Source organism: Anaerocolumna chitinilytica, from assembly GCF_014218355.1.
In the GTDB taxonomy this organism is placed as follows: Bacteria; Bacillota; Clostridia; order Lachnospirales; family Lachnospiraceae; genus Anaerocolumna; species Anaerocolumna chitinilytica.
In genome coordinates, this window is record NZ_AP023368.1 from 191,699 (window position 1) to 213,636 (window position 21,938).

A 21,938-nucleotide genomic window follows, 5' to 3' on the forward strand; every position below is an offset into this window, starting at 1 on the left:
ATTTTCTATTTTTTATACAATATATCTCGTATATAATAAAAACATCAAGAAAAGTATACAAAATGGAAAAGAGGAAGGGTGGAGATGATGACGTCAAAAAGAAAAAGGAAAGCAGCATTGGAGAATATTCTATATACGGTTCCTTCCGTATTCCTTGTTTCCTTAATGCTATACATTCCGTTTATTATGAGTGGATACTATTCTCTGACGGAGTGGAATGGAATTGCGAAAGAACCTACATTTGTCGGCCTTGCGAACTTTAAAGAAATATTCTCGGGAAGCATGGAATTTAAAAGAGCATTGATTTTCACGGGAAAATACACCTTTGTATTTGTGGTGCTGTCCAATGTGATTGCAATTGCCCTTGCAGTCGCCCTGACGAAGAAATTCCGGCTGGTCAATGTAATTCGAGGTGTGTTCTTTGTACCCTATATCATGAGTATGACGATTGTAGGCTTTATATGGAAGTTTATATTCACCCAGGGATTTCTAAGACTGTATGAGATAACAGGCTGGGGAATCTGGAACTTTAGCTGGCTGGGGGATCCAAAGCTTGCCTTTTACTCTGTTGCCTTGGTTGGAGTGTGGCAGTCTCTGGGATTTTACATTGTACTTTATATTGCAGGCTTACAGGCAGTACCTAAGGATGTATTAGAGGCTGCTACGGTAGATGGGGCATCCGGGAGCAAATGTTTCTTTCGTGTTACCCTGCCTCTTCTTGGCCCTTCCATTACTACTTGTATCTTTATGTCCCTTACCAATGCACTGAAGGTATTTGATATTATTTTGGCTTTAACCAAAGGTGGGCCAGGGGGTGCGACCTATAGTGTTGCCTTGCAGATCTATAAAGAGGCCTTCCAGAATAATCACTACGGCCTTGGTTCAGCGGAATCCATTGTATATTTTATCTTCGTGCTGTTAGTAACTCAAATTGTATTAAAGCTGTTTAGCAGCAGGGAGGTGGATAACTGATGAGAAGAAAGACAAAACAAAAACTTTCCCGCAGGTTGTTTCTGCTCCTGGTTGCAGTACTTGCTGTTGTTTATATTTACCCGGTATTTCTTATGTTTATGAATTCTGTGAAGCCCTTTGGAGAGATTGTATCCGATGCCATAGCATTTCCAAAAAAACTGGCCATCGAAAATTACTCCTATGTAATTGATAAGATTGCCTACAGTCATCTCTTCTGGAATAATGTCTTTATTACGGTAGTGGGTATCCTGGGTATTGTATTCTTCTCCTCATCCACTGCGTATATACTGGACCGAAGAAGAAATAAATATACAAGAATTGTTCACTTTCTGATAATCACACCAATGCTGATTCCCTTTCAGACTATCATGATTACCTTATTAAAGACTATGACGGTAATTCACCTTTCAGGGAGTAAGCTTGGACTAGGCATTCAGTATTGGGGATTTGGAATTCCTATGGCTACCTTTATTTTCTATAATTTTATGAAAACTATTCCTGGAGAATTGGATGAGAGTGCTATGATTGATGGTGCCTCCACCACAAGAACCTTTGCATCGGTTATATTTCCCTTATTAAAATCTGTAACGGTAACGGTAATTGTCCTGGATGTAATGTGGATCTGGAATGACTTTTTACTGCCACTGCTAATGGTTAACAGTGACAACAAGACCAAGACCCTTGTATTGGCGGCTTATACCTTTATCGGTCAGATGAATACCAAATGGCATTATGCCATGACGGCCATGGTCCTTGCAGTTGTGCCCTCAATTCTAATCTTCATCCTGCTGCAGAAGTATATTGTTGAAGGTGTTGTAGCAGGAGCGGTGAAAGGGTAAGGATTGGAATATGATTTCCGGCAGAGATATTACTTATACTAGTTTGAGGCATATGAAAGCTGTAAATTCTGCTGCAGGAGATTTATATAGGTGCCATGCCTATCATGGCGAACATAAAATCAATGGGAGGTATTTTATGAAGAGAAAAATAGTTAGTATCCTGCTTTGCGCCGTTATGGTGGCAGGACTCCTCAGTGGGTGTGCAAAAACGAATAAAACAACAGACAACAGTAATAACCCTGCAAAAGACGATACAAAGACAGAAGCCACCGCTACTCCAAAAGCCGAGGATTCCAAACCGGCGGAAATCAATATATTCATCAGCCAGCCGGAATATGCGGATGCTATGAATGAACTGATTGATGCTTATAAGAAAGTGGCACCTAATGTTACTATCAACTATGAGACCACGCAGAATGATTATCCTACGCTGTTAAAGGCAAAATTAAACTCAGGGGATGTGCCGGATATCTTCTCCTCTACTTCAGGAAAGGAAATTGATGTATACAAAGAATGGTCCTACAATCTGGCTGACCAGGCTCTTACAAAGACTATGCTGCCGTCAGTAGCTTCCTCCATGCAGTCCTCAGAAGAGGGCGGCGGTGTGTATGGAATTGCAATCAAGGGCAATTACTTTGGTATGGTTTATAATAAAGACATCTTTTCCAAAGCAGGTATTACAGAATTTCCAGGTACCGTATCTGCTATGAAGGCTGCCTGTGAAAAGCTTTCGGCTGCCGGATATACCCCTTTTACAACCGGTTACAGCGAGTGGTGGGTGTTTAAGCATGTATGGCAGCACTTTTTTGCAGCAGCTGCAAAGGATGCCGGAACAGATGTAGCTTCACTTGTTAAGTCCTTTGAAGAAGGTAAAGCGAAAGTGAAAGATTATCCTGAACTCTATAATAATTTCTTTGATTTTATTGACCTTACCGTAAAATACGGGGATGCTAAACCGTTAGAAACTGCTCTGGAAAATGAAGAATCTGCTTTTGCCAGCGGAAAGGCTGCTATGGTAGTCGGACAGGGAGCATGGATTGAGGGCGATGTAAAAGCTATCACTCCTGACATTCAAATCGGCTTTAATGGTTATCCTGTGACAGAAGATGCCAGCCAGTGTCAGGTAATATCAGGTTCTGACCAGGCTCTTCATGTATACAAGGATTCCAAATCACTTCAGGCTACCCTTGATTTTGTAAACTGGTGGTATACTTCTGATTATGGTATCAGCTGGTTTACAGATGTGGCTGGAGTAGTACCTCCGGTAAAAACAACCGCTCAAAGTAATTTTGATATCATCAAACAGGGAAGTGAACTGGAGGCTAGTGTCGGAGCAGCACCTCTTGGCGTATGCTATTCCACAGACAGCTGGTGGCAGGTATTTGGTGAACTGATGCAGGCATATATCGCTAAGACTGCGGACAAGGATGCCACTTGCGCCTCTATTGAAGAACAGTGGTCAGCCATCGACGGAGCACAATAAGTGATAGCGGAAGTAAATTATATTAATAGGTAAGAAAAAGGAGCAATTCAATTTCCCACAGGCCGGTTACAGGCACAGAATCAGGAAATTGAATTGCTCCTATTATTTTTTTTATTCGTGGAAGGACTTCCAGAAGGCACCGTCTTTGTTTATGAGACTGTCAATGCTGGAAAAGGGTACCTTAAATTCCGGGAAGCCTGCAGCATAAGGTGCGATTGAGGTAGAGTCAAAGTAAAGGGTCAAAGTATCTGCATTCAGGTAGAAGAACTGGTTGCCGGTAACATAGGAGCCGTTGGAATCAAAATAATAACCGGTGCCGTCTTTTATCTGTTTCTTTATTTCTTTGCTGACAATATTGTTCAGTGTTTTAATATAGCTGCTATCCTTTAAAAATAAGTCCTTAAATTCGTAAAATACACCAGTTTTAGCATCTATAAAATAGTAAAGACGGAAGGGGGTGCCATGGGCAGCGCCAAAGTAATAATCATATCCGGTCTTGCTGACAATAAGGAGGTCTTTTATCTGGTCTACGGAGAAGCTGTCATCAATTGTTAACCCATCCTTATCAGTAACCTTTTTTGCATTATCAGTAAAAAGGCTTACTAACTTATCGTTCACCTGTTTTTGTACAGTGGCATCGCTTAAGCCGCTTAGCTGAGGATAATACACGGTTACATATTTATTTGGCTTAAATTTAAGAGAATCCACTATAACACCGGAGCTGAGAGTAGTGGTGGTAGGATTCTTCCAGATAACAGTTCCATCCAGTTTCAAATAAGAAAGCGTATTATCAATATCCGCCTGGACAACATCACCTTGAACGGTTAAAGTGCCGCGGCCTTCCTGCTTGGGGAAGGAAGACACAATATTACCGGTTGTATCAATCAGATAGGTGTATTTACTGTCGGTGTAAGAAGCATAATTGTTATTGTAAACACTGAGATCATAGTATTTAAAGGAGGTCAGCTGCTTCCCGCTCTTATTGAACAGGGCAGAAGGCTTAATACTTACCAGATAACCTTCATCTGCGGCAAGCTTCTTCTTTACCCCGAACAGACCATTTCCAAGGTAGGTAACCTCACCGTAATTTGCTTTTAAGATAGTCTTTCCATTCAGATCCACAACGCCGCTTAAATAAGTCTTAGGATTGGTATAAATGGCATAGCCGTCATCGGTTATGTTGTAATAATAGTTTTTGTTTGTCAGAGAATAGGTCTTTAAAATTTTGCCCTGTTTGTTAATACGGTAATATTTACCTGACTTTGATACGATAGCAGTATTATCCTTACCAAAATTGCCGGTGTAATTATAAACAGCCTTTAAAACAACTTTGCCCTGAGGGTTTATATAGCCGCTTTTATAGGTGGTATTGTCGGTAAAGGAAGCCAAGCCGTTATGAAAATCATTTAGGTAATTGGTTGTTGTATATAAGACTTCGCCTTTTGTATTGATAACCAGGTACTTATCATTCTGATTTACCACTGCTACACCGCTGGAAAAGTTTCTGGCCCAGGTATAGATGGGCTTTACTACCACGGCACCTGTACCGTCGATAAATCCATATAACTCCTTTCCGTCAACGGTGGTATGAATCAGATAAAGACTGGAACTCTCGCTGGTGTTATTTGCTGTTACGGTGCTTTCTGTATTTATAGTGGAAGCACTTACCAGGTTCACGCTGCTGACGTTGCTGAAGGCAACGGTGAAACATAAGGTTCCGACAATGGCAGTTTTTTTAAGATTATTTTTTGTTATCACTTTTCTTTCCTCCTAGTTAGAATATTTCTCGATATGTTTTATCTCACAAATATATTATAGTATGTTTGCCTGAAAATGCACGTTACGTTTATATGAACTATATTAAGTTTTATTTACGAATTCATTAGCAGAATCGTTTAATGGAATTTTAAAGTAATTCTATGAAATATCAGTTCGAATTAAAAGGGCAGTCTTTCACAATGGGACGGCAAATTACACAGAGCAGAAAGATTCTGCGATGATTTTAAATCGCATACGCTGGTTCCAAGGCGCATGAGTTCTTTCTGCTCTGTATAATTTGCCTGTGTAATATATTGAAACAGGACATTTGTTGGGCTATTCATAAAATGAGAAAACAAGAATTTGGAGAAAGGTTATGAATATGAAAAAATAAACTTTACAAACATTGGAACTAATATAAGGTAGAGCTTTTATCCATAAAAAAGGATGAAAGAAGGCTGATTGGTTGTGATATCAATCTAATTTTTAAGTACTGTATATTGAACTGCTATGCACTAAGATTGTAAGACTTCAGTAAGCAGATTCTTTAAGGAAAGAGCTTCTTCAAAGTCAGTCTTTAATAAAAGAGCCTTATTAATGTGCTCCAGAGCTTTTTCGAATTCCTGCATATTATAATAACAAAGAGTCAGCTCATAATAGATGGCAGCATCTTCTCCGTAAAACTCCAGGGATGATTGAAAGAGTCGGATAGCATCTTTGTCATAGCCAAAGTACCCTAATAAGGTAGCCAGACAGTAGAACAGATTCTCATCTTCTCCGATAGGGAAATAGTATTCCCATACCTTATAAATAGCATCAATCAGTGTCTCCTTCGGGAAATCCTCTTCCTTTTCAATTCGGTTAAGCAATGTATTATAAAACTCCAGAAAAGTTCTGGCATCCCAGAGGGTATAACGCAGAAAGGTCAGCATTTCCCTGGTAGTCAGAGAGTTTTTTAAAGGAACAATGCCTTTCTTAAGGATATAGAAATCATCCGGTCCAATCCCTTCTGTAATCTCCTGATAAGTCATACGGGTCTCTCTAAAACTGTGAGCATGCTTACTGAGTAAAAACAGGGAGGTTGTTACACTTTCATGTTCATAGATGCTGTGCAGGGCACTTCCTCCAAGGTTCTTAAAATATAATTCTATGGCGTGGAAGTTAACGGTCAGAGAGATAGAGCCGTGCTTTGACAGGAAGGGGTGATAGTTTTTATCCATGGAAGCAATTGTTCGGTAGCCTTTGTCCGTAGAAAGCAGAAGAATATCATCACCGAAGATATCCTGCAACCTTCTAATACAGCGCAGGGCAGTAACCGGCATGGAAAAGGCAGTGTCTTCCATACAGTCCTTATAAGATAGGAGAATGTCATTAAAATTAACATCCTCGTAATAATCATTACCCTCTATCCGGTTATCGGTATAATAGTAATCCAAACCCTCCAGTATAGAGTTATCTTTTCGGCTCTCACTTTCCTTTTGATTGTCTTTTTCCGTAATAGTAATCAGACCTTCATGGAGATTATTGCTTTTTACATAGAAAGTATCCTGAGGAATACTGTCAAAGGTATAGTTAGCAAACAGAATGAGGGGGTTTTTTAGTGCTTCCGGCTGTAATATTGTTTTACTGTACCGAAGGGACAGCTCCTTTCCATTTTCCATATCAAAGACGGCACAATCTAATACACCGCTTTCGAAATAAGGCTTCAGATAGCTGTGGTTCTGCCAGTATGTGACATTTCTCTCGGCAAGATCTGTGAGGATATATTTGAATTTTAGATCTTTGAGTGAGGAGTTATGAAGCATATGGAGAAATCTTTTCAGAAAGGTATAAGTAAAGCGTCCTACACCGGCAGCCAGCTCCATGATATAGATTGTAGTATCCTTATCAAATTCCGGAGTGGAAGAGAAGTCTCTAAGGTAACCGAAGACAGTCTTGGCATAAACATTTGCAATATAGGGATTTGTGGTAATGTATTGAGGTACAATTCCCTTAATCCAGGCTTTTGGTCCCTGGTTGGCATAAAAGTCTGCCTGTAATTTCCAAATCATGGACTGGGACAAGGGTTTATCTGCTTCAAGGATGTTCCCAGGGCAGGAAGGGGTTTCAGTATGATTGCTTCGTTTAAGAGTATATTTTCTGGGCTTTTGCATGTGAATATTGCCTCCGTTATTGTATGATGTGAAACCTTGCCCGGAGAAAAATGAAACAGGACATGGTATTGTTTTGCAGTAGAATTATACAATAGTTACCTGAAAAAAACTACTCATAGTATAAGGCTAACCGCGATAGCCGGAAGGTGGAATCCCGACCACCTTTTTGAAAGCTCTGCGAAAGGATAAGGAGCTGGTATAACCAACTCTTTCGGCTATTTCCTCTATTGTAAGTTCTTTTTGCTTAATGAGTTCGCAAGCTTTGTTAATTCGTATGGTTTCAAGGTATTTACTGAAGGTCTGGTCTACGTATTTCTTAAAATATTGAGAGAAATAAGACTCGGACATGTGGAATTCTCTTGCCATCAAGCTTACGCTAAGCAGGTTATTGTGGTAATTTTCATTGATGAAACCCAGCATATCTTCAAAGAGCAGACTGTCAGAGGGAGTGCTCTTAATTGCAAAGATAATTCGGCGGTATGCTTCCAGGATACGTTCGCATTCATTTTCAGTATTCAGGATGTTCAGATTAACCTTAAATAATCCATGTATATGAATATTTAGTTTAAATTCCTGCAGCAAGCGGATAATACCGGTCTGCATATCCATAAACAGCTTTATAATCGTACTCTGGGACAGATTTCTCTTCTTTAAATTCTCGGTGAAGATATAATCCAGTAACTGCTCTGTCTCTGCTAAATTCCCGGCACTAACAAGGCTCTTTAGCTTCATTTCTATTACATTGGGATAGAAATAAAAAGAAGGCTCTGTTACCATATCTTCATAAAAGTTCACTCTGCTATTAGGAATCTGGTTAATGATCTGATCCATGGTCATAACCGCTTCGTTATAGGAGAGAGGAATATCACTGAGATTTGTATAGAGATTTCCGCAGCAGCAGCGAATCTCTTCTGAGAATTTTTCGTGGATTTCATTCAGCTCTGTTGTAAATGCTTCCTCCAGCATAATTTTGTTAGTTTTGGCATCTGAGCTGGTAAAAAATATCAGTACACCCAGTTTTTCAAAAGACATAACATGGGTATAAGTACGAAACTGCATACGGGGAACCGCCAGGTGCTCTGTAAATAGCTGCACCAGATTTTTATCGGAAAAGGTCTCTTCCTCCAGATTACTTTCTGCGGTACCAAAGGAAAACAGGATAAAAGCATACATATCAGCCTTTAAGTCCAGCTCCAGATATTTTGCATTTACCAGAATCTCAAGCTCATTGTTAAAGGCACCGTTTAGAAGCTTCTCATAAAAGGCCCGGACCAGAATAATTCGTTGTTCTGCTATCGCAAGAGTCATTTCCTCATTGTTCTTAAGCATAGTGCGCATCTCTTTCCCGAGAGCGGAGAGAGACAAAATATTGGAACCATCCTTACTCTGAAATTCATACAGGATATCCTCAAGAGGAATCGAGTTCCGTCTGCTGAACTGAATGCAGAGAATCAGTCCGACGATAAAAAGTATGAACATAATGCTGTAAAATAAGTGCTTTATGTAAGCAATTCCCCCCATTATCTCTTCAATGGGAGAGATGGAGACATAACACCAGCCGTTATAGGCGGACTTGGTATAGGTTATCAGGGAGAGCTGACCGTTTAATTTCTTATAGAAACTGCCCTTTGAATCTTTGAAGGTAAAAGGGTCCCGGGGCAGGCTGAATTTCTCACCATAGGTTCCATAGATGATATTCTGGTTTTCATCGGTAATAAAGGCACAGCCATAATCTCCAACAGGTACATAATCCAGAGCACTTAGAATCGTGTCACTGATTAAGACGGTCATGGTAGCTGGGCTGTTATGCTTGTAATTATTCAGATAAGGCAGGGACACCATATAAAGGACTCCCTGCTTTGTCTGGAAATTGTATTCTTTCGTAAAATTCTTCTTGTTTATCATTTTAATATTTCCCAGTACGTCACGGTTGTGGTACTGGTCAAGCACCTGTTCTTTAAAAGCCTTGTAATTTAAGCCGCTGTAGGATACCCGCTGACTATAATAGTTTTCTCTGCCATAGATGATAGAACTGCCGTCGTATACCAAATCAGGACCGTTAAAGTACAGGGCGAAATCATAGTCAAATCCTGCATAAGTAATTAAAGCATTCATTTCGTTTCTCGCCTGGTACAATTGCATAATATCTTTTGTGCCGTTGGTTGGCTGGGCTGTCATATACAAGAGCTTATACATGGAGGTGTTTTTTTCCAAAGAAACTGCCATACTGTCAATCTTTTTGATAGCAGCATCCATATTGGCGCAGCAATCACTGTTAAGCAGGGAACGCATGTCTTCTTCTTTTTTTTCAATCATATCGTAGCTGATATTAAAGATTAGAGGCATGACAATCAGAGGGATAAACAAAATTAATACATAGGATACTAAAAAACGCATAAATATCTTGTTCCTGGTCAGCTTATTATATACACTTGTGAAAGTGGAACGGATATGTTTCATAAATAATAACCCCTTGCTCTATCGCTTAATTTAGAATGATTTGGATATTATGTATCAAATATTTAAAAAGCATGGCTGTGTATAGTATAATATATCTAATTTTATAAATCAAAGCTTTATTGCTTACATTTTGATGGGAACCAGTTTAATCAAGGATTTTTCCCCAAACTCAGTAGAATTTGAACGGTAATATAAGAATTTGTATGCTGAGAAAATTCCATAAAAAACGACCGCAGCAGGAAGAAAAGTATCCCTTATAAGCAATTGTATGCTGTAATTCATGTTGCTTTGGTGAATATGTATCCCAAAAATCAAAATTGTATCTTTCTTTTAGAGGTTATCTACAACATAATACTCTTGTACGATACGGCAACGGATGGGGCCCCGCCGATTGTATGAACCACACTAAAATTATTAATATCTAGGAGGAGATAAGACATGAATAAAAGAATCCGACGTATTTCTGCAATTCTTATGATAACTGTCATGGTGATGTCGGGACTTAGCGGGTGCGGCAAGACTTCCGAAACTTCTGTTAATAAGAACACAGGAGATAAGAAAAATGGAGAGGAAGCTACAGCCAGTACATTGAATGAACTGGGAACCTTCCCCCTCAGCAATGAAAAGCAGACCTTTTCTATTATGATACCTCAGTTAGGCACAGAAGATGTAACAAAATGCTATGTAAACGATGCCTATGAAAAGAAGACCAATGTCTCCATCAAGTGGATTGTAGTACCGGCTGATTCCTGGAACCAAAAAGTATCCATTGTTATGGCCAGTGGTGATCTTCCGGATGTAATCTGCGGAATGGATACTTATAATGTAACACCTACCAACGAATTGCTCTATGCGAATCAAGGGCTGATAATTCCCTTAAATGATGTGATTGAAAAAAACAGTACGAACTTTAAGAATCTGATGAAAGATGACCCTCAGATAAAGAAACTGATATCACAAAATGACGGCAGCATCTATTCCTTGCCTGGAATCTCTGTATGCTACCACTGCAACTATTCTCAGAAAATGTATATTAACAGTACGTGGCTTAAAAATCTTGGTCTTGATATGCCTACCACCATTGATGAATATTACAATGTGTTAAAGGCTTTTAAAGAAAAAGATGCCAATGGTAACGGAGATCCAAACGATGAGATACCTCTTATTGCTAATGCAGGCGGCTGGCATACACAGCTGGACGGTTTCCTTATGAATGCCTTTACATATTGTGATGCTGATACCCATATGGCAGTAGAAGACGGTAAGTTAATTTATACTGCAACCACGGACAAATACCGTGAGGGAGTAAAGTTCTTAAATAAATTATTTAATGAAGGCCTCTTAAGTCCCGAGTCCTTTACCAATAACCAGGAAACCAATGCAAAGATTAATGTTTCCAATGGGGAATATGCTATGTTTGGTTCTTATCCTACCGCTTATCAGATCTATTCCGGAGATACGGATATCTGGAAACAGTATGATATTTTACCGCCTTTAAAGGGAGCAGATGGTGTTGCTACTACACCTAATTATGAATTGACAAGAGATGTTATCCGTGGAAATATGGTTATCACTTCTGCAGCGAAAGACCCGGATTTAATTATGCGCTGGATTGATTACTTCTACAGTGATGAAGGAACGATGTTCCGTACAGGTCGTGAAGGCATCGAATGGAGAAAAGCAGAAAAGGGAGAGTTAGGCTTTGACGGCGAGCAGGCTGACTATGCAAGCCTTCAGACACCGAAGGATGACCCTTATTATGGAAATATTGATTTCTCACAGAGCGTTCCTTTAATGTATTCTAAGAAATACAGGGAAGGTGCTGTTGCCGCAGCGGATTTCAGGGATAACAGCATTACAAACGGAACGGAAATACAGTTGTTTAGAGGGACAAAGGCATATGAAGCAGTTGCCAGAAGTGTTGAAGATAGTATTCCTACCCTTAATGTAAAATCAGAGGAAGCCAGTGATTATTCCAGATTGCAGACAGAAATAAAAGATTATCAGGATGAAGCTCTGGTAAAATTCATCACCGGCAGCCTTGATATCAACAGCGATAAGGATTGGGAGAGCTATAAGACAGATCTTGATAACATGGGATTAAAGCAGTATCTGGATATCAGTAACGAAGCTTACCAGAACTACCTGTCCAGATAAGATAACTAAATGCATCTGCTGCATACGATTAGGGGAATTACTCCGTGAGTATGCGGCAGATGTTAGTACATCATAGGTTAATTATCACTTGATTTTACACCGGCCTTTCGTCTGTGTTTCACTATCCTCAGGCAGTGCCACAGTACGAATGTGAACATAGCTGAGGCTTTTTTCTGCCTTGCACTGACGAGATATCAAGTGCAGGTATCAAGTAAAACTATGAAATGTGTGCTAGATTTCATGAGAGGAAGATCATATGCAAAATAAAACAAAATATAAAGTTAATCATAAAAGAAAAAGGCTCTCTCATTGGAGACTTTACCTGATGCTGCTTCCGCCGGTGATTTACTTGATTATCTTCAAGTACTGGCCAATCTACGGACTGCAGATTGCATTCAGAGAGTATACGCCGGTATTGGGTTTTAGCGGCAGTCCTTGGGTAGGATTGAAGCACTTTAAGAATTTCTTCTCTTCTTATCAGTTTGTCAGGCTTTTATCCAATACCCTGATTCTGGGAACCATCTCCCTGATTGCAAGTATTCCCTGCCCTATTATACTGGCCTTATCCATTAATGCTGCAAAGCAGAGGAAACTGGCAAAGGCGGTACAGCTAATCACCTATGCGCCTTATTTTATCTCCACCGTTATCCTGGTATCTCTGGTTACTCAGTTGCTTGCAGTAAGAGGCGGTATGTTTAATGTAGTGCGTGGCTGGATGGGTATGGATGCAGTGAATCTCTTATCCGACCCCGGTGCGTTCAGACCTATTTATATCCTTTCCGGTATTTGGCAGGGAACAGGGTATGGGGCTATCATCTATCTGGCCTCTCTGGCAGGTGTCAGCCCGGACTTATATGAAGCTGCCAAATTAGACGGTGCTACCATAATGCAGAGGATAAGATATATCGATCTGCCGAGCATTATGCCGGTTGTAGTAATACTTGCCATTATGAATTGCGGCAGTATTATAAATGTTGGTTTTGAAAAAGTATTGCTGTTACAGAACCAGATGAATATGTCAACTTCAGATGTAATTTCCACTTATGTGTACCGAATCGGAATCGGCTCCTCACAATTTAGCTATTCTACGGCCATTGGTCTGTTTAATTCCATTGTGTCCGTAATATTGCTGCTGCTGGTCAACTGGTTTTCCAAAAAGGCCACAGAGACTAGTTTATTCTAAGGAAGGAAAGGGGTATGATTCATGAATAATAAAATAAAAATGAGCAGGCAGGACAGGATATTTCATCTGTTAAACGGAATATTGATGGTGTTATGTGCTTTTTGTATCCTAATTCCCCTGGTCAATGTCATAAGCTCATCCGTCAGTAATCCCTCGGATGTATTAAATGGGAGGGTAACACTTTTACCGGTTCATTTTTCAATAAAATCCTATCTTTATGTATTTAAAGATAACTCCATCGCCAGCGGTTATCTCCATTCAATTTTATATACAGTACTGGGAACTCTGATAGCTGTTGCTATGACAATTCTTGCGGCGTATCCGCTGTCAAGAAAGTCCCTGAAGGGAAGAAAAGTATTTCTGGCATTTTTTATGTTTACAATGTTTTTCAGCGGCGGCTTAATACCTACCTATATCGTTGTAAAGAATCTGCATATGCTCGATACTATGTGGTCGGTTATCATCCCAAATTGCTTAAGTGTATATAACATTATCATTGCCAGAACCTTCTTTAACGAGCAGATACCTGGTGAATTATATGAAGCAGCGGAAATAGACGGAGCCAATGATTATGATGTTTTCTTTCGTATTGTGCTGCCTCTCTCCAAAGCTATCATAGCTGTAATGGCTTTGTTTTATGCGGTCGGCCTTTGGAATATGTACTTTGATGCAGTACTTTATCTGAATTCCTACGACAAATATCCTCTCCAGGTAATTCTGCGCAACATTATGAACAATGCCCAGATACAGGCAAGTATGGTGGAGGCAACGGGTAAGGTGACCAGCACAGACTCTCTGGCTATCACAGAATCCCTTAAGTATACCACAATAGTCTGTGCTTCTGTACCTATGCTTCTTTTATACCCTTTTGTACAGAAGTATTTCACAAAAGGGGTAATGATAGGCTCCTTAAAAGGGTAGGGGGTATTTGATTAAAATATGCGCTAAAGCGCATGATATGGAGGAGATGTGAAAATAAAGGACAATTTTCACTTTTGATTAAAATATGCGCTAAAGCGCATGATATGGAGGAATATGTGAAAATAAAGAACAATTTTCACTTTTGATTGGGTATGCGCAAAAGCGCATCAAATGGAGGAGAATATGAGTAATAGAGCGAAAGCTCCGATGATAATAGACAGAATTCCTGAGAAACACTGCGAAGGCCCTTTCTGGGGAAACAGTGTCCTGGGGGCGGTATTATATGTACAGGGAAAGCAGCTGTGCTTCTCCCTGGATCATAGCAGCTTGTGGGAAATGAGAGAGACGCTGCCAGATACTCCAAAGGCTTGCTTTCAGGAAATACTTAAAAATCAGGAAAAGTATCTAAGGGGAGATACGGATTATGTGGTTGCTACAGATATTTTTTCCTATGCCACAGGCAGAACGAAGCTCCCAGGCTTAGGCTTAAAGATTACGCTTCCGGAGAAAATTATAAGCTTTTATGCTGAGACTGATATTCAAAATGCAGTTACCCGTATGAAATTAAAGCTTCGAGGCGATAGATTATTAACAGGACAGATATGGCTGGATTCCTGTGAGAATGTATTTTGTCTGTCCTTTGAAGGGGCGAAAGAGAAAGAAATCACTTTGGAGGCTTCCGGCTGGGAGCTGGATAACCCAAGGCTTCGTGCCCTAAAGGATTGGAACTATAAGAAGTGCCAGTGGGAAGAATATCAATCCGGGTTTTGTATGCTTCAGGAATTCTCCGGAACTCAGACGGCGGTCTTGACAGCAGAGCAGTTGATAAGCCAAGACAAATTAAAATATGTGATTACCATGGATACCTGTGAGAGCAGTCATAGGAAAAGCCTTCAGAAGTCACTGCAAATACGTCTTAGGGAGTATATAGCTGACTTAAAGGGACAGTATTACAGACACTGCAGAGACTGGAATGCCTATTGGGAAGGTTTTGATATCATGATTCCCAATGAAAGGCTCCAACAGGCCTTTGATACAGAGATGTATAAGCTGTATTGCAATGAAAGAGAAAATTCATCTCCCGTTACCCTGCAGGGCGTATGGAATCCGGATTCCCGTATGCCTGCCTGGTTCGGTGATTTACATAATGATCTAAATGTCCAGTCCTGCTATTGGCCTGCCTTTAAGACCGGCAATGCAAAACTTGCCAGGCCGTATATCAGATATTATGCAAGGGCAATGAAGCGGTTTCATTTAAGAGCAGAAAAATTATTCGGGATAGAGGGTGCTATTCACGTGCCGACCATGATGGCACCGGATGGTACCGGCGCTGCCAGTGAATGGTGCTTTTGGAATACCCTGCTGGGGCCGGAATTGTTTGTAGCCACGGATTTTTGCTGGTTTTATGAATATACAAGGGATTGTGAGATTCTGCGGGAAGAAATCTATCCTTTTCTGTTAGGAGTAGCGAGGCTGTATAAGGGAATTGCCATCAGAAAAGAAGACGGTATGCTTCATATTTCCTTTACCTGTTCTCCGGAGATTTTTAAGGACGGAAAAATGCTGGTAGGTGATGACGCCACTTTTACCATAGCAACACTTCACTATTTGCTGAAAAAAATAGCGGAGTACGCCTCAGTTCTTAAGCTGGAGGCAGAAGAATGGGCCGCCTTTGAAGAAGAGCTTGTACCGGTAGCGGTTACGGATAAGGGGTATCCCATCTTTCCTGATATAGAAGTATTTGAGTCTCACCGTCATTTCTGTCAGCTCTTCCCAATCTATCCGCTGTGCGAGGAAGCTCACAGCCAATTGGCAGAGAAATCGCTGGATACAGCAATTAGCCAGGGATTTACGGAATTTGCAGCCTTCTCTTTCCCCTATCTTTCCATTATGGCTTCCCGCTGCTCCAGAGGGAATATGGCAAGAACAATGCTGGAAATCTACTGCATGGCTTTCCGTTCCCGCAATACCTTTACCGTAAATGGAGACCCTTATCAGAATGGAGTCATTAAAGTGGCTGATACCAATGCAGGGGAAGATTCCGATGCTTTTACGTTGGAATCAGGATTCTTTATACCAACAGCCCTGTGTGAAATGTTCGTTCACCGAGCCAAGGATAAGGTGTGGCTGGCAGCCGGAATACCGGAGGAGTGGAAATGGGCGGAATGCAGAGGACTTGCCATAGAGGGTAATCATCGGGTTTCTATTATCATAGAGGATTATGTTATCTGCAGCGCAGCGCTGACCGCAGGCTGTGATGAAACCCTTACCTTGATAGCAGGAGAGAAAGCTCGTATTGGCAGTGTTTATCGAAATGGAGAGAAAATAGAATACAGCAGGGATAACACGAACAATACAAGCCCCTGTAAGGAAAATATTTGTACTATAAATGTAAAAAAAGGCGATGTATTGCTGATTCAGTTTCAGAAGGAGCATAGTTTGTGAAGAAAAGCAGTGAGAGAAGGAACAGAGTTAACTTACTGGGGATAGGGGTTGGTATCCTGCTATTATGTCTGGCGTCTGTATTACTGGCAGGCAGCGGCGTATATGGCAAGAACAAGAATCAAGAGAAGAATCAGGAAAAGCAGCAGGAAGCAGTGGAGGTCTATTATATCCATAACAATCCCTGTGAGTCCTGTCGGGAATTCCTGCATTTTAAGCAGGACCTTAATACAAAGATTTCGGGGGAGATACCGGCCTCTGCTTATAAGACGATAGAATTGAATATTCTTCTTGAGAGCTCTAAAAGCACTTATGAGCAGCTGATGAAGAAGCTTGAAATCCCGGTAAAGGATAGGACGACACCAATGGTGGTGGTGGGGAAACAGTATCTGACGGGTAAAGAAAACCTTGAGGAAAATACGAAGAACCTGTTACTTGAAGAACTGGGGGTGGAGAGTGCTGGAGACAAGGAATGGAAGTTTCAGGCGGAAGCCGAACAGAAGTCAGAAACCGGACAGCTTCCGGGCGTTAGTTTAAAAGACAGTGATTCTTACCTTCTATATTTTTCAACTACTGCCTGCGAATCCTGTGAAAGTGCGGGGAAGCTGATAGACGGCTTGCCAAAGAATCTTACACTGTTAATGGATGGGAAGGAAATAGACAGCCGGCTGGTTGTAGAAGAGAGAAATATTACAAAGGATGGTAATCTCAGCTTATACCAGCAGGTGCTTAAGGAATGGAATATCCCCGAAAAAGACCGGGTAGTTCCTCTTATTGTCTTCCAAGGTGGGTATCTAAGCGGGAAAGAAGCAATCTTAGCAGGCCTTGAAAAAGCACTGGCAGGAGGGAAGGCACTTGACTTTAACAGGAAAGTGACGGTTACAAATGAGCAGGCGGAAGGACTTACCTTAAAAGATATCCCAAAGATACTTGGGGCAGGCTTAGCAGGAGGGTTAAATCCTTGTTCCTTTTCCATGCTGTTACTTCTGTTATCTCTCATAGCGGCAAGAAGTGAAAATACGTTGAAACTTGGTATTATATATCTGTTCAGCAAGTTTACTGCCTATTTCATCATTGCAATAGGCTTCTACGCTGTATTTTCCCTTCTGGAATCCAGTGTATTTGCCTCCGTTCAAGAGGTAATCCGGTTATTATTAATCGGTGCAGCTATCTTGTTTGCAGTATTGAACTTTCATGATTTTTTGAAAGCAAGAAACAGCCAATATGGAAAAATGCTTCTTAAACTGCCAAAGAAACTGCAGGCGGCGGATAGAAACCTGATGCAGAGCTTTCTTCAGGACAATAAAAAGCCATTGTGGATCAGTGTATTTTTACTAGGGTTTCTCATTTCTGCCGGAGAATTTCTATGTACCGGGCAGGTATATCTGGCCACACTCCTGACCATGAACTATGTGGATGCCGGGAAAAGTGTTTTTAGTTACGTGCTGATATTAGTGTACATTCTTATGATGATGCTGCCCTCCTTGATTATTGTGCTGTTGGTGAACAGGGGAAAGCGGCTCCATGTGGTCTCTGATTATATCGTAAATCATACAGGTCTGATTAAGCTTATTAATGTATTGCTATTTGTAAGCCTTGGGATAATATTATTGCTGTTTAAAGCCTGACAGGAGGAGGTAAGGTGAAGCTTTTTAACACAGGAAATAAGAAAGCAGATAAGAAGGAGTATACCTGGCTGTTTTATAGCCGGGAGGGGGAAGTCCTTCTGAATACTAAAACTTTCTGCCTGCCTTTAAAGGAGCAGATAATCATAGAAAAGAGCAGGGAATTCTTTAATGACCCGGACCCCTGTTATATTCACCGCAGTGCGGTAACAAACCGGCTGTATTTTGAATTGGAGAAGACAGCCCAAAAGCTTTTGCTTGAAGAAAAAGTGGCAATCGACGCACTTCCGGGGGATATTTCCGTATATTTGGAGCTGCCGGAGAATGCGGAATTCTTACTGCTTTCATAAAGCAGTAAGAGGATAGGATAAAATGAAAAGAGTTAGACGGAGGAAAACACCGTTATGGAGAAAATAATTGATGTAAATTGTTTTGGAGACAGCCTGACCTATAGCTACGGCGGAAATGGGATTACCTATCCGGGTACTTTGCAGGCTTACCTGGGCAGGGAATATCAGGTGAACAATCTTGGGATAGGCGGAGAAAGTACTGTTACAATTGCCGGAAGACAGGGAAGCATCCCTATGAAGGTAAAGGCGGTAACAATTACAGAGGAAATACAAAGGGTAGAGATAACGTTCCTTGAGAGTATGGGTGAGATTCCAAAACCCTTGCGTCAGGGAGAGGCAGGACTTAATCCCTGTTATCTAGGCGGAGTAAAAGGAGAACTTACGATTACCCAATCTACCACTGTCAGCGAGGATGCCAAATGGTATTTTACCAGGGAGAAGAGGGGGGAACCGGTAACGATAGAAGAAGGAGAAGTTCTTGTAACCGATGCCAGCCTTTGTAAGCGGAAAGGGATATTTATCCTATGGACCGGAACCAATGACCGGTTATCATCACCGGCTGAGGAGTCGGTAAAAGCATTGATTAAAAAGCAGAAGTGTATGCTTGATTATATAGAGGAAACAGATAAGAGTTATATTGTAATGGGGCTGACACATCTTACAACCATGGAGCCCGGGGAAGTAGATAATCTGAACCGGGAACTGGAGAAGGTGTACAAAGACCACTTTCTGGATATCAGAAGGAAACTGCTCCAAGCAGGCCTGAATAACTTTCAATGGAAGGGAAATGAGCAGGACAGCTTGGATATCAAGAATGGGAATGTGCCTTCTAGCCTGCGGGTGGATGATGTTCATCTGAACTCTTCCGGGTACATGTTCATCGGGCAGCAGGTTTACCAAAAAGGCAGGGAGCTTGGCTATTGGAAGTGATTTTAAAGACAGGAGGTATTACTTTGGACAATTACAGGTTATACGAAAAAACACCTGCCGTTCTTTACGAAGATGTTCATCTTCTTGGCAACGGGTCTCTTGGAGCATCTGTTTACGGAGGGGTGCCATATGAACAGATTCTTATTAATCATGACACCCTTTGGTCCGGGCAGGAAAGGGACAAGGTCGGAAAAGGTACACTAGAGCATCTGGAGAATTGCAGAAAGCTCATAGCAGAAGGGAAACTGAAGGAAGCCAATAATCTGCTAAATGATGAAATGTTAGGATATTGGTCGGAAGCCTACCAGCCTCTGGGAAATCTCTATATTACCATGGGACAGTCAGGAGAGCTGCGCAGTATGAAGCAAAGGCGGATTCTGCTAAAGGAAACGCCTTATGAGTATGAGAATTATTCCAGGATACTGACCCTTAAGGATGCGGTTGAAAGGATTGAATATGATCAGAACGGCATTCATTATACCAGAGAAATGTTTGTCAGCTTTACAGACCAGGTGCTTGCGGTGAAATTAACAGCACAAAATGGAGTGATGGATTTTGCCTTAGGTATGGATTCACCTTTGCGCCATGAACAGCTCGTTTATGGAAAGAGCAGCATGGTAGGTATTACCGGGCGGGCACCGGACAGGGTAGAGCCTTATGAACCACATTTTAATCCCCCTATTGTCTATAAAGCAGATGAGACTTCCGATGCCCTGCGGTTTGCCGCCGCGGCGAGGATCACGGCTACAGACGGTGAGGTCATAGAGGAGGAATTCAGAGTTTATGTAAAAGGAGCCTCCTTTGCAGTAATTCTTTTAAGTGCGGATACCAATTATACCGGATTCCGGATGAAACGTAAGAAAGAGGAATCTGAGGTATTTAAGAAATGCGTGGAACGAATTGAAAAAGCCTCTCTAAAAACCTATGAAAAGCTCAGAAAGGACCATATAGCGGATTATCAGAGTCTGTACGGAAGGGTTTCGGTGGACCTGGGAGAGGCTGTTACAGAGGGATTGCCTACTTCAGAACGCCTGAAGCGTTTTAGCAGCCTAGAGGATACCGCACTTCCGGCACTGGTAATGCAGTACTCCAGGTATTTACTGATAGCCTTTTCAAGGCCCGGTACCCAGCCCGGCAACCTCCAGGGTATCTGGAACCCGTCCACCTGCTCCGCCTGGGCTTGTAATTATACCACCAATATTAATGTGGAGATGAACTATTGGGGGGCTGAAGCCCTTGGGTTACCGGAATGCCATATGCCATTGCTGGAATTCATTAAGGACCTGTCCCAGAGCGGTGAGAAGTCTGCGAGAGAGCTTTACGGAGCCAGAGGCTGGGTAACCCACCACAATACGGATATCTGGCGTATGACAGAGCTTGCGGGAGAAGATGCCTCCTGGGCCTGGTGGCCCTTTGGCGGCATCTGGCTATGCCAGCACTTATGGCAGCATTATGAGTTTACAAAGGATGTACATTTTTTAAAAGAAACCGTGTATCCGGTATTAAAGGGTGCGGTAGAATTCATACTGGACTATGTGAGCAGAGATGAAAATGGATATATTATTACGGCACCCTCCACTTCACCGGAGAATAAGTTTTTCTATACCGGTCAAAGAACGGAAAGGGATATAAGCCGTATTGATGCTGAAAACCGCTTTTCTGCAAATGAGTCGGATATTTCTGCCATCTGTAAGGCATCCACAATGGATATAACCCTTATTCGAGAGCTGATAGAGAATTATGTCAGTGCTTCCGGGGTATTAGGATATGGATTGGAATATGATGAGGAAATCACAGACCTTTCTATGAACCTGCTTCCCTTTCAGATTGGGAAATACGGACAGCTGCAGGAATGGGATAAGGATTACGAGGAATGCACCCCCGGTATGGGTCATGTATCACACCTTTATAGTATTTATCCTTCCTCTGTTATTAATGCCGAAGACACTCCTAAGCTGTATGAAGCTGCCCATATGTCCCTGCTTCGCAGAATGCAGCATGGGAGCACCAGGCACAGCTGGCCCGGGGCTTGGGCAATCTGCTTGAATGCCCGTTTCGGGGACGGTATACAATGCAATGCAATCAACAGTCAGATGCCGGAAAGGTTAGGCGCAAGCCTACTGGTAAAAGGCGTTCTGCAAATTGATGCTATTATGGGCTGGGGAGCGGGAATTACAGAAATGCTTCTTCAAAGCCATACAAGTGCGCTTCACCTGCTGCCTGCAGCAGCACCCTCCTGGTTAAACGGAAATGTCAAGGGCTTACGCGCCAGAGGAGGGTTTACAGTTGATATCAAATGGAAGACCGGTAAACTGGAAAGAGCAGTGATTTCTTCTGTAACGGGAGGACATTGTAAAGTAAGATATAAGAATACTCTGACAGAAGTATTCGTTCCGGCCGGAGGTGCTGTTACATTGGACGGAAAATTAAAACAAAAATCAAAATAAGAATCAAAATAGCTAATTTACTCTTTTGAAAGGATTGGGTGTATACTAATACATTTGGCTGCTTTTCCCTCGCTCGTTCAAAACGCTCCGCTTCACAAGAAGAGCTCGGCCAGTCGACGCGAAATGTATTAGTATACACCCAGTCCTGTTTTAGAGTTTATTAAGGCTATTTTGCAACAGCCCCTACCTGAAGCTACGGCAGCTTATTTCATGAATAC

The 21,938-nt window shown here is 41.6% G+C and carries 14 protein-coding genes; 11 read left to right on the forward strand and 3 right to left on the reverse strand.

Annotation, left to right across the window (positions count from 1 at the left end; translation table 11 throughout):
- Positions 1–84 precede the first annotated feature (84 nt).
- From bsdcttw_RS00850 to bsdcttw_RS00860, 3 genes are all read left to right on the forward strand, one after another.
- On the forward strand, positions 85–972 hold the full coding sequence (locus bsdcttw_RS00850; RefSeq protein ID WP_185257577.1) for a carbohydrate ABC transporter permease: 888 nt from the start codon (positions 85–87) through the stop codon (positions 970–972).
- Positions 972–1,811, forward strand: coding sequence for a carbohydrate ABC transporter permease (locus bsdcttw_RS00855; RefSeq protein ID WP_185257578.1), 840 nt, complete (start codon positions 972–974; stop codon positions 1,809–1,811). The genes bsdcttw_RS00850 and bsdcttw_RS00855 overlap by 1 nt, the downstream gene beginning before the upstream one ends.
- 136 nt (positions 1,812–1,947) lie before the next feature.
- Positions 1,948–3,294, forward strand: coding sequence for an ABC transporter substrate-binding protein (locus bsdcttw_RS00860; protein WP_185257579.1), 1,347 nt, complete (start codon positions 1,948–1,950; stop codon positions 3,292–3,294).
- Positions 3,295–3,405: 111 nt separating this feature from the next.
- On the opposite strand, the gene bsdcttw_RS00865 is transcribed toward bsdcttw_RS00860, so the two are convergent.
- The 3 genes from bsdcttw_RS00865 to bsdcttw_RS00875 all read right to left on the reverse strand — a co-directional run bounded on the left by bsdcttw_RS00865 (position 3,406) and on the right by bsdcttw_RS00875 (position 9,665).
- Complete coding sequence (locus bsdcttw_RS00865) at positions 3,406–5,052, reverse strand: WG repeat-containing protein (protein WP_185257580.1); 1,647 nt, start codon at positions 5,050–5,052, stop codon at positions 3,406–3,408.
- 515 nt (positions 5,053–5,567) lie between these two features.
- Positions 5,568–7,205 (reverse strand): tetratricopeptide repeat protein, encoded by a 1,638-nt coding sequence (locus bsdcttw_RS00870; protein WP_185257581.1) that lies wholly within the window; start codon positions 7,203–7,205, stop codon positions 5,568–5,570.
- Positions 7,206–7,331: 126 nt separating this feature from the next.
- The gene (locus bsdcttw_RS00875; RefSeq protein ID WP_185257582.1) at positions 7,332–9,665 is read right to left on the reverse strand and encodes a helix-turn-helix domain-containing protein; all 2,334 of its coding nucleotides are present in this window, start codon (positions 9,663–9,665) and stop codon (positions 7,332–7,334) included.
- Positions 9,666–10,103: 438 nt separating this feature from the next.
- On the opposite strand from bsdcttw_RS00875, the gene bsdcttw_RS00880 reads away from it, so the two are divergent.
- The 8 genes from bsdcttw_RS00880 (at position 10,104) to bsdcttw_RS00915 (ending at position 21,720) form a co-directional block, all read left to right on the forward strand.
- Positions 10,104–11,822, forward strand: a complete 1,719-nt coding sequence (locus bsdcttw_RS00880) for an extracellular solute-binding protein (protein ID WP_185257583.1) — start codon at positions 10,104–10,106, stop codon at positions 11,820–11,822.
- A gap of 256 nt (positions 11,823–12,078) precedes the next feature.
- The gene (locus bsdcttw_RS00885) at positions 12,079–13,005 is read left to right on the forward strand and encodes an ABC transporter permease (RefSeq protein ID WP_185257584.1); all 927 of its coding nucleotides are present in this window, start codon (positions 12,079–12,081) and stop codon (positions 13,003–13,005) included.
- A gap of 21 nt (positions 13,006–13,026) precedes the next feature.
- Entirely contained in the window at positions 13,027–13,926 is a 900-nt protein-coding gene (locus bsdcttw_RS00890) for a carbohydrate ABC transporter permease (RefSeq protein ID WP_185257585.1), read from the forward strand.
- A 183-nt stretch (positions 13,927–14,109) separates the two neighbouring features.
- Positions 14,110–16,371, forward strand: a complete 2,262-nt coding sequence (locus bsdcttw_RS00895; protein WP_185257586.1) for a glycosyl hydrolase family 95 catalytic domain-containing protein — start codon at positions 14,110–14,112, stop codon at positions 16,369–16,371.
- A complete protein-coding gene (locus tag bsdcttw_RS00900) occupies positions 16,368–17,996 on the forward strand; it encodes a cytochrome c biogenesis CcdA family protein (RefSeq protein WP_185257587.1) in 1,629 nt (542 codons plus the stop codon). Before bsdcttw_RS00895 ends, bsdcttw_RS00900 begins: the two co-directional genes overlap by 4 nt.
- Before the next feature lie 14 nt (positions 17,997–18,010).
- Positions 18,011–18,343, forward strand: coding sequence for a hypothetical protein (locus bsdcttw_RS00905; protein WP_185257588.1), 333 nt, complete (start codon positions 18,011–18,013; stop codon positions 18,341–18,343).
- A 54-nt stretch (positions 18,344–18,397) separates the two neighbouring features.
- Positions 18,398–19,273 (forward strand): SGNH/GDSL hydrolase family protein, encoded by an 876-nt coding sequence (locus tag bsdcttw_RS00910; RefSeq protein ID WP_185257589.1) that lies wholly within the window; start codon positions 18,398–18,400, stop codon positions 19,271–19,273.
- A 23-nt stretch (positions 19,274–19,296) separates the two neighbouring features.
- Positions 19,297–21,720 carry a glycoside hydrolase family 95 protein gene (locus tag bsdcttw_RS00915; RefSeq protein ID WP_185257590.1) on the forward strand — a complete coding sequence of 808 codons (2,424 nt, stop codon included), beginning with the start codon at positions 19,297–19,299 and terminating at the stop codon, positions 21,718–21,720.
- Positions 21,721–21,938: the final 218 nt, after the last annotated feature.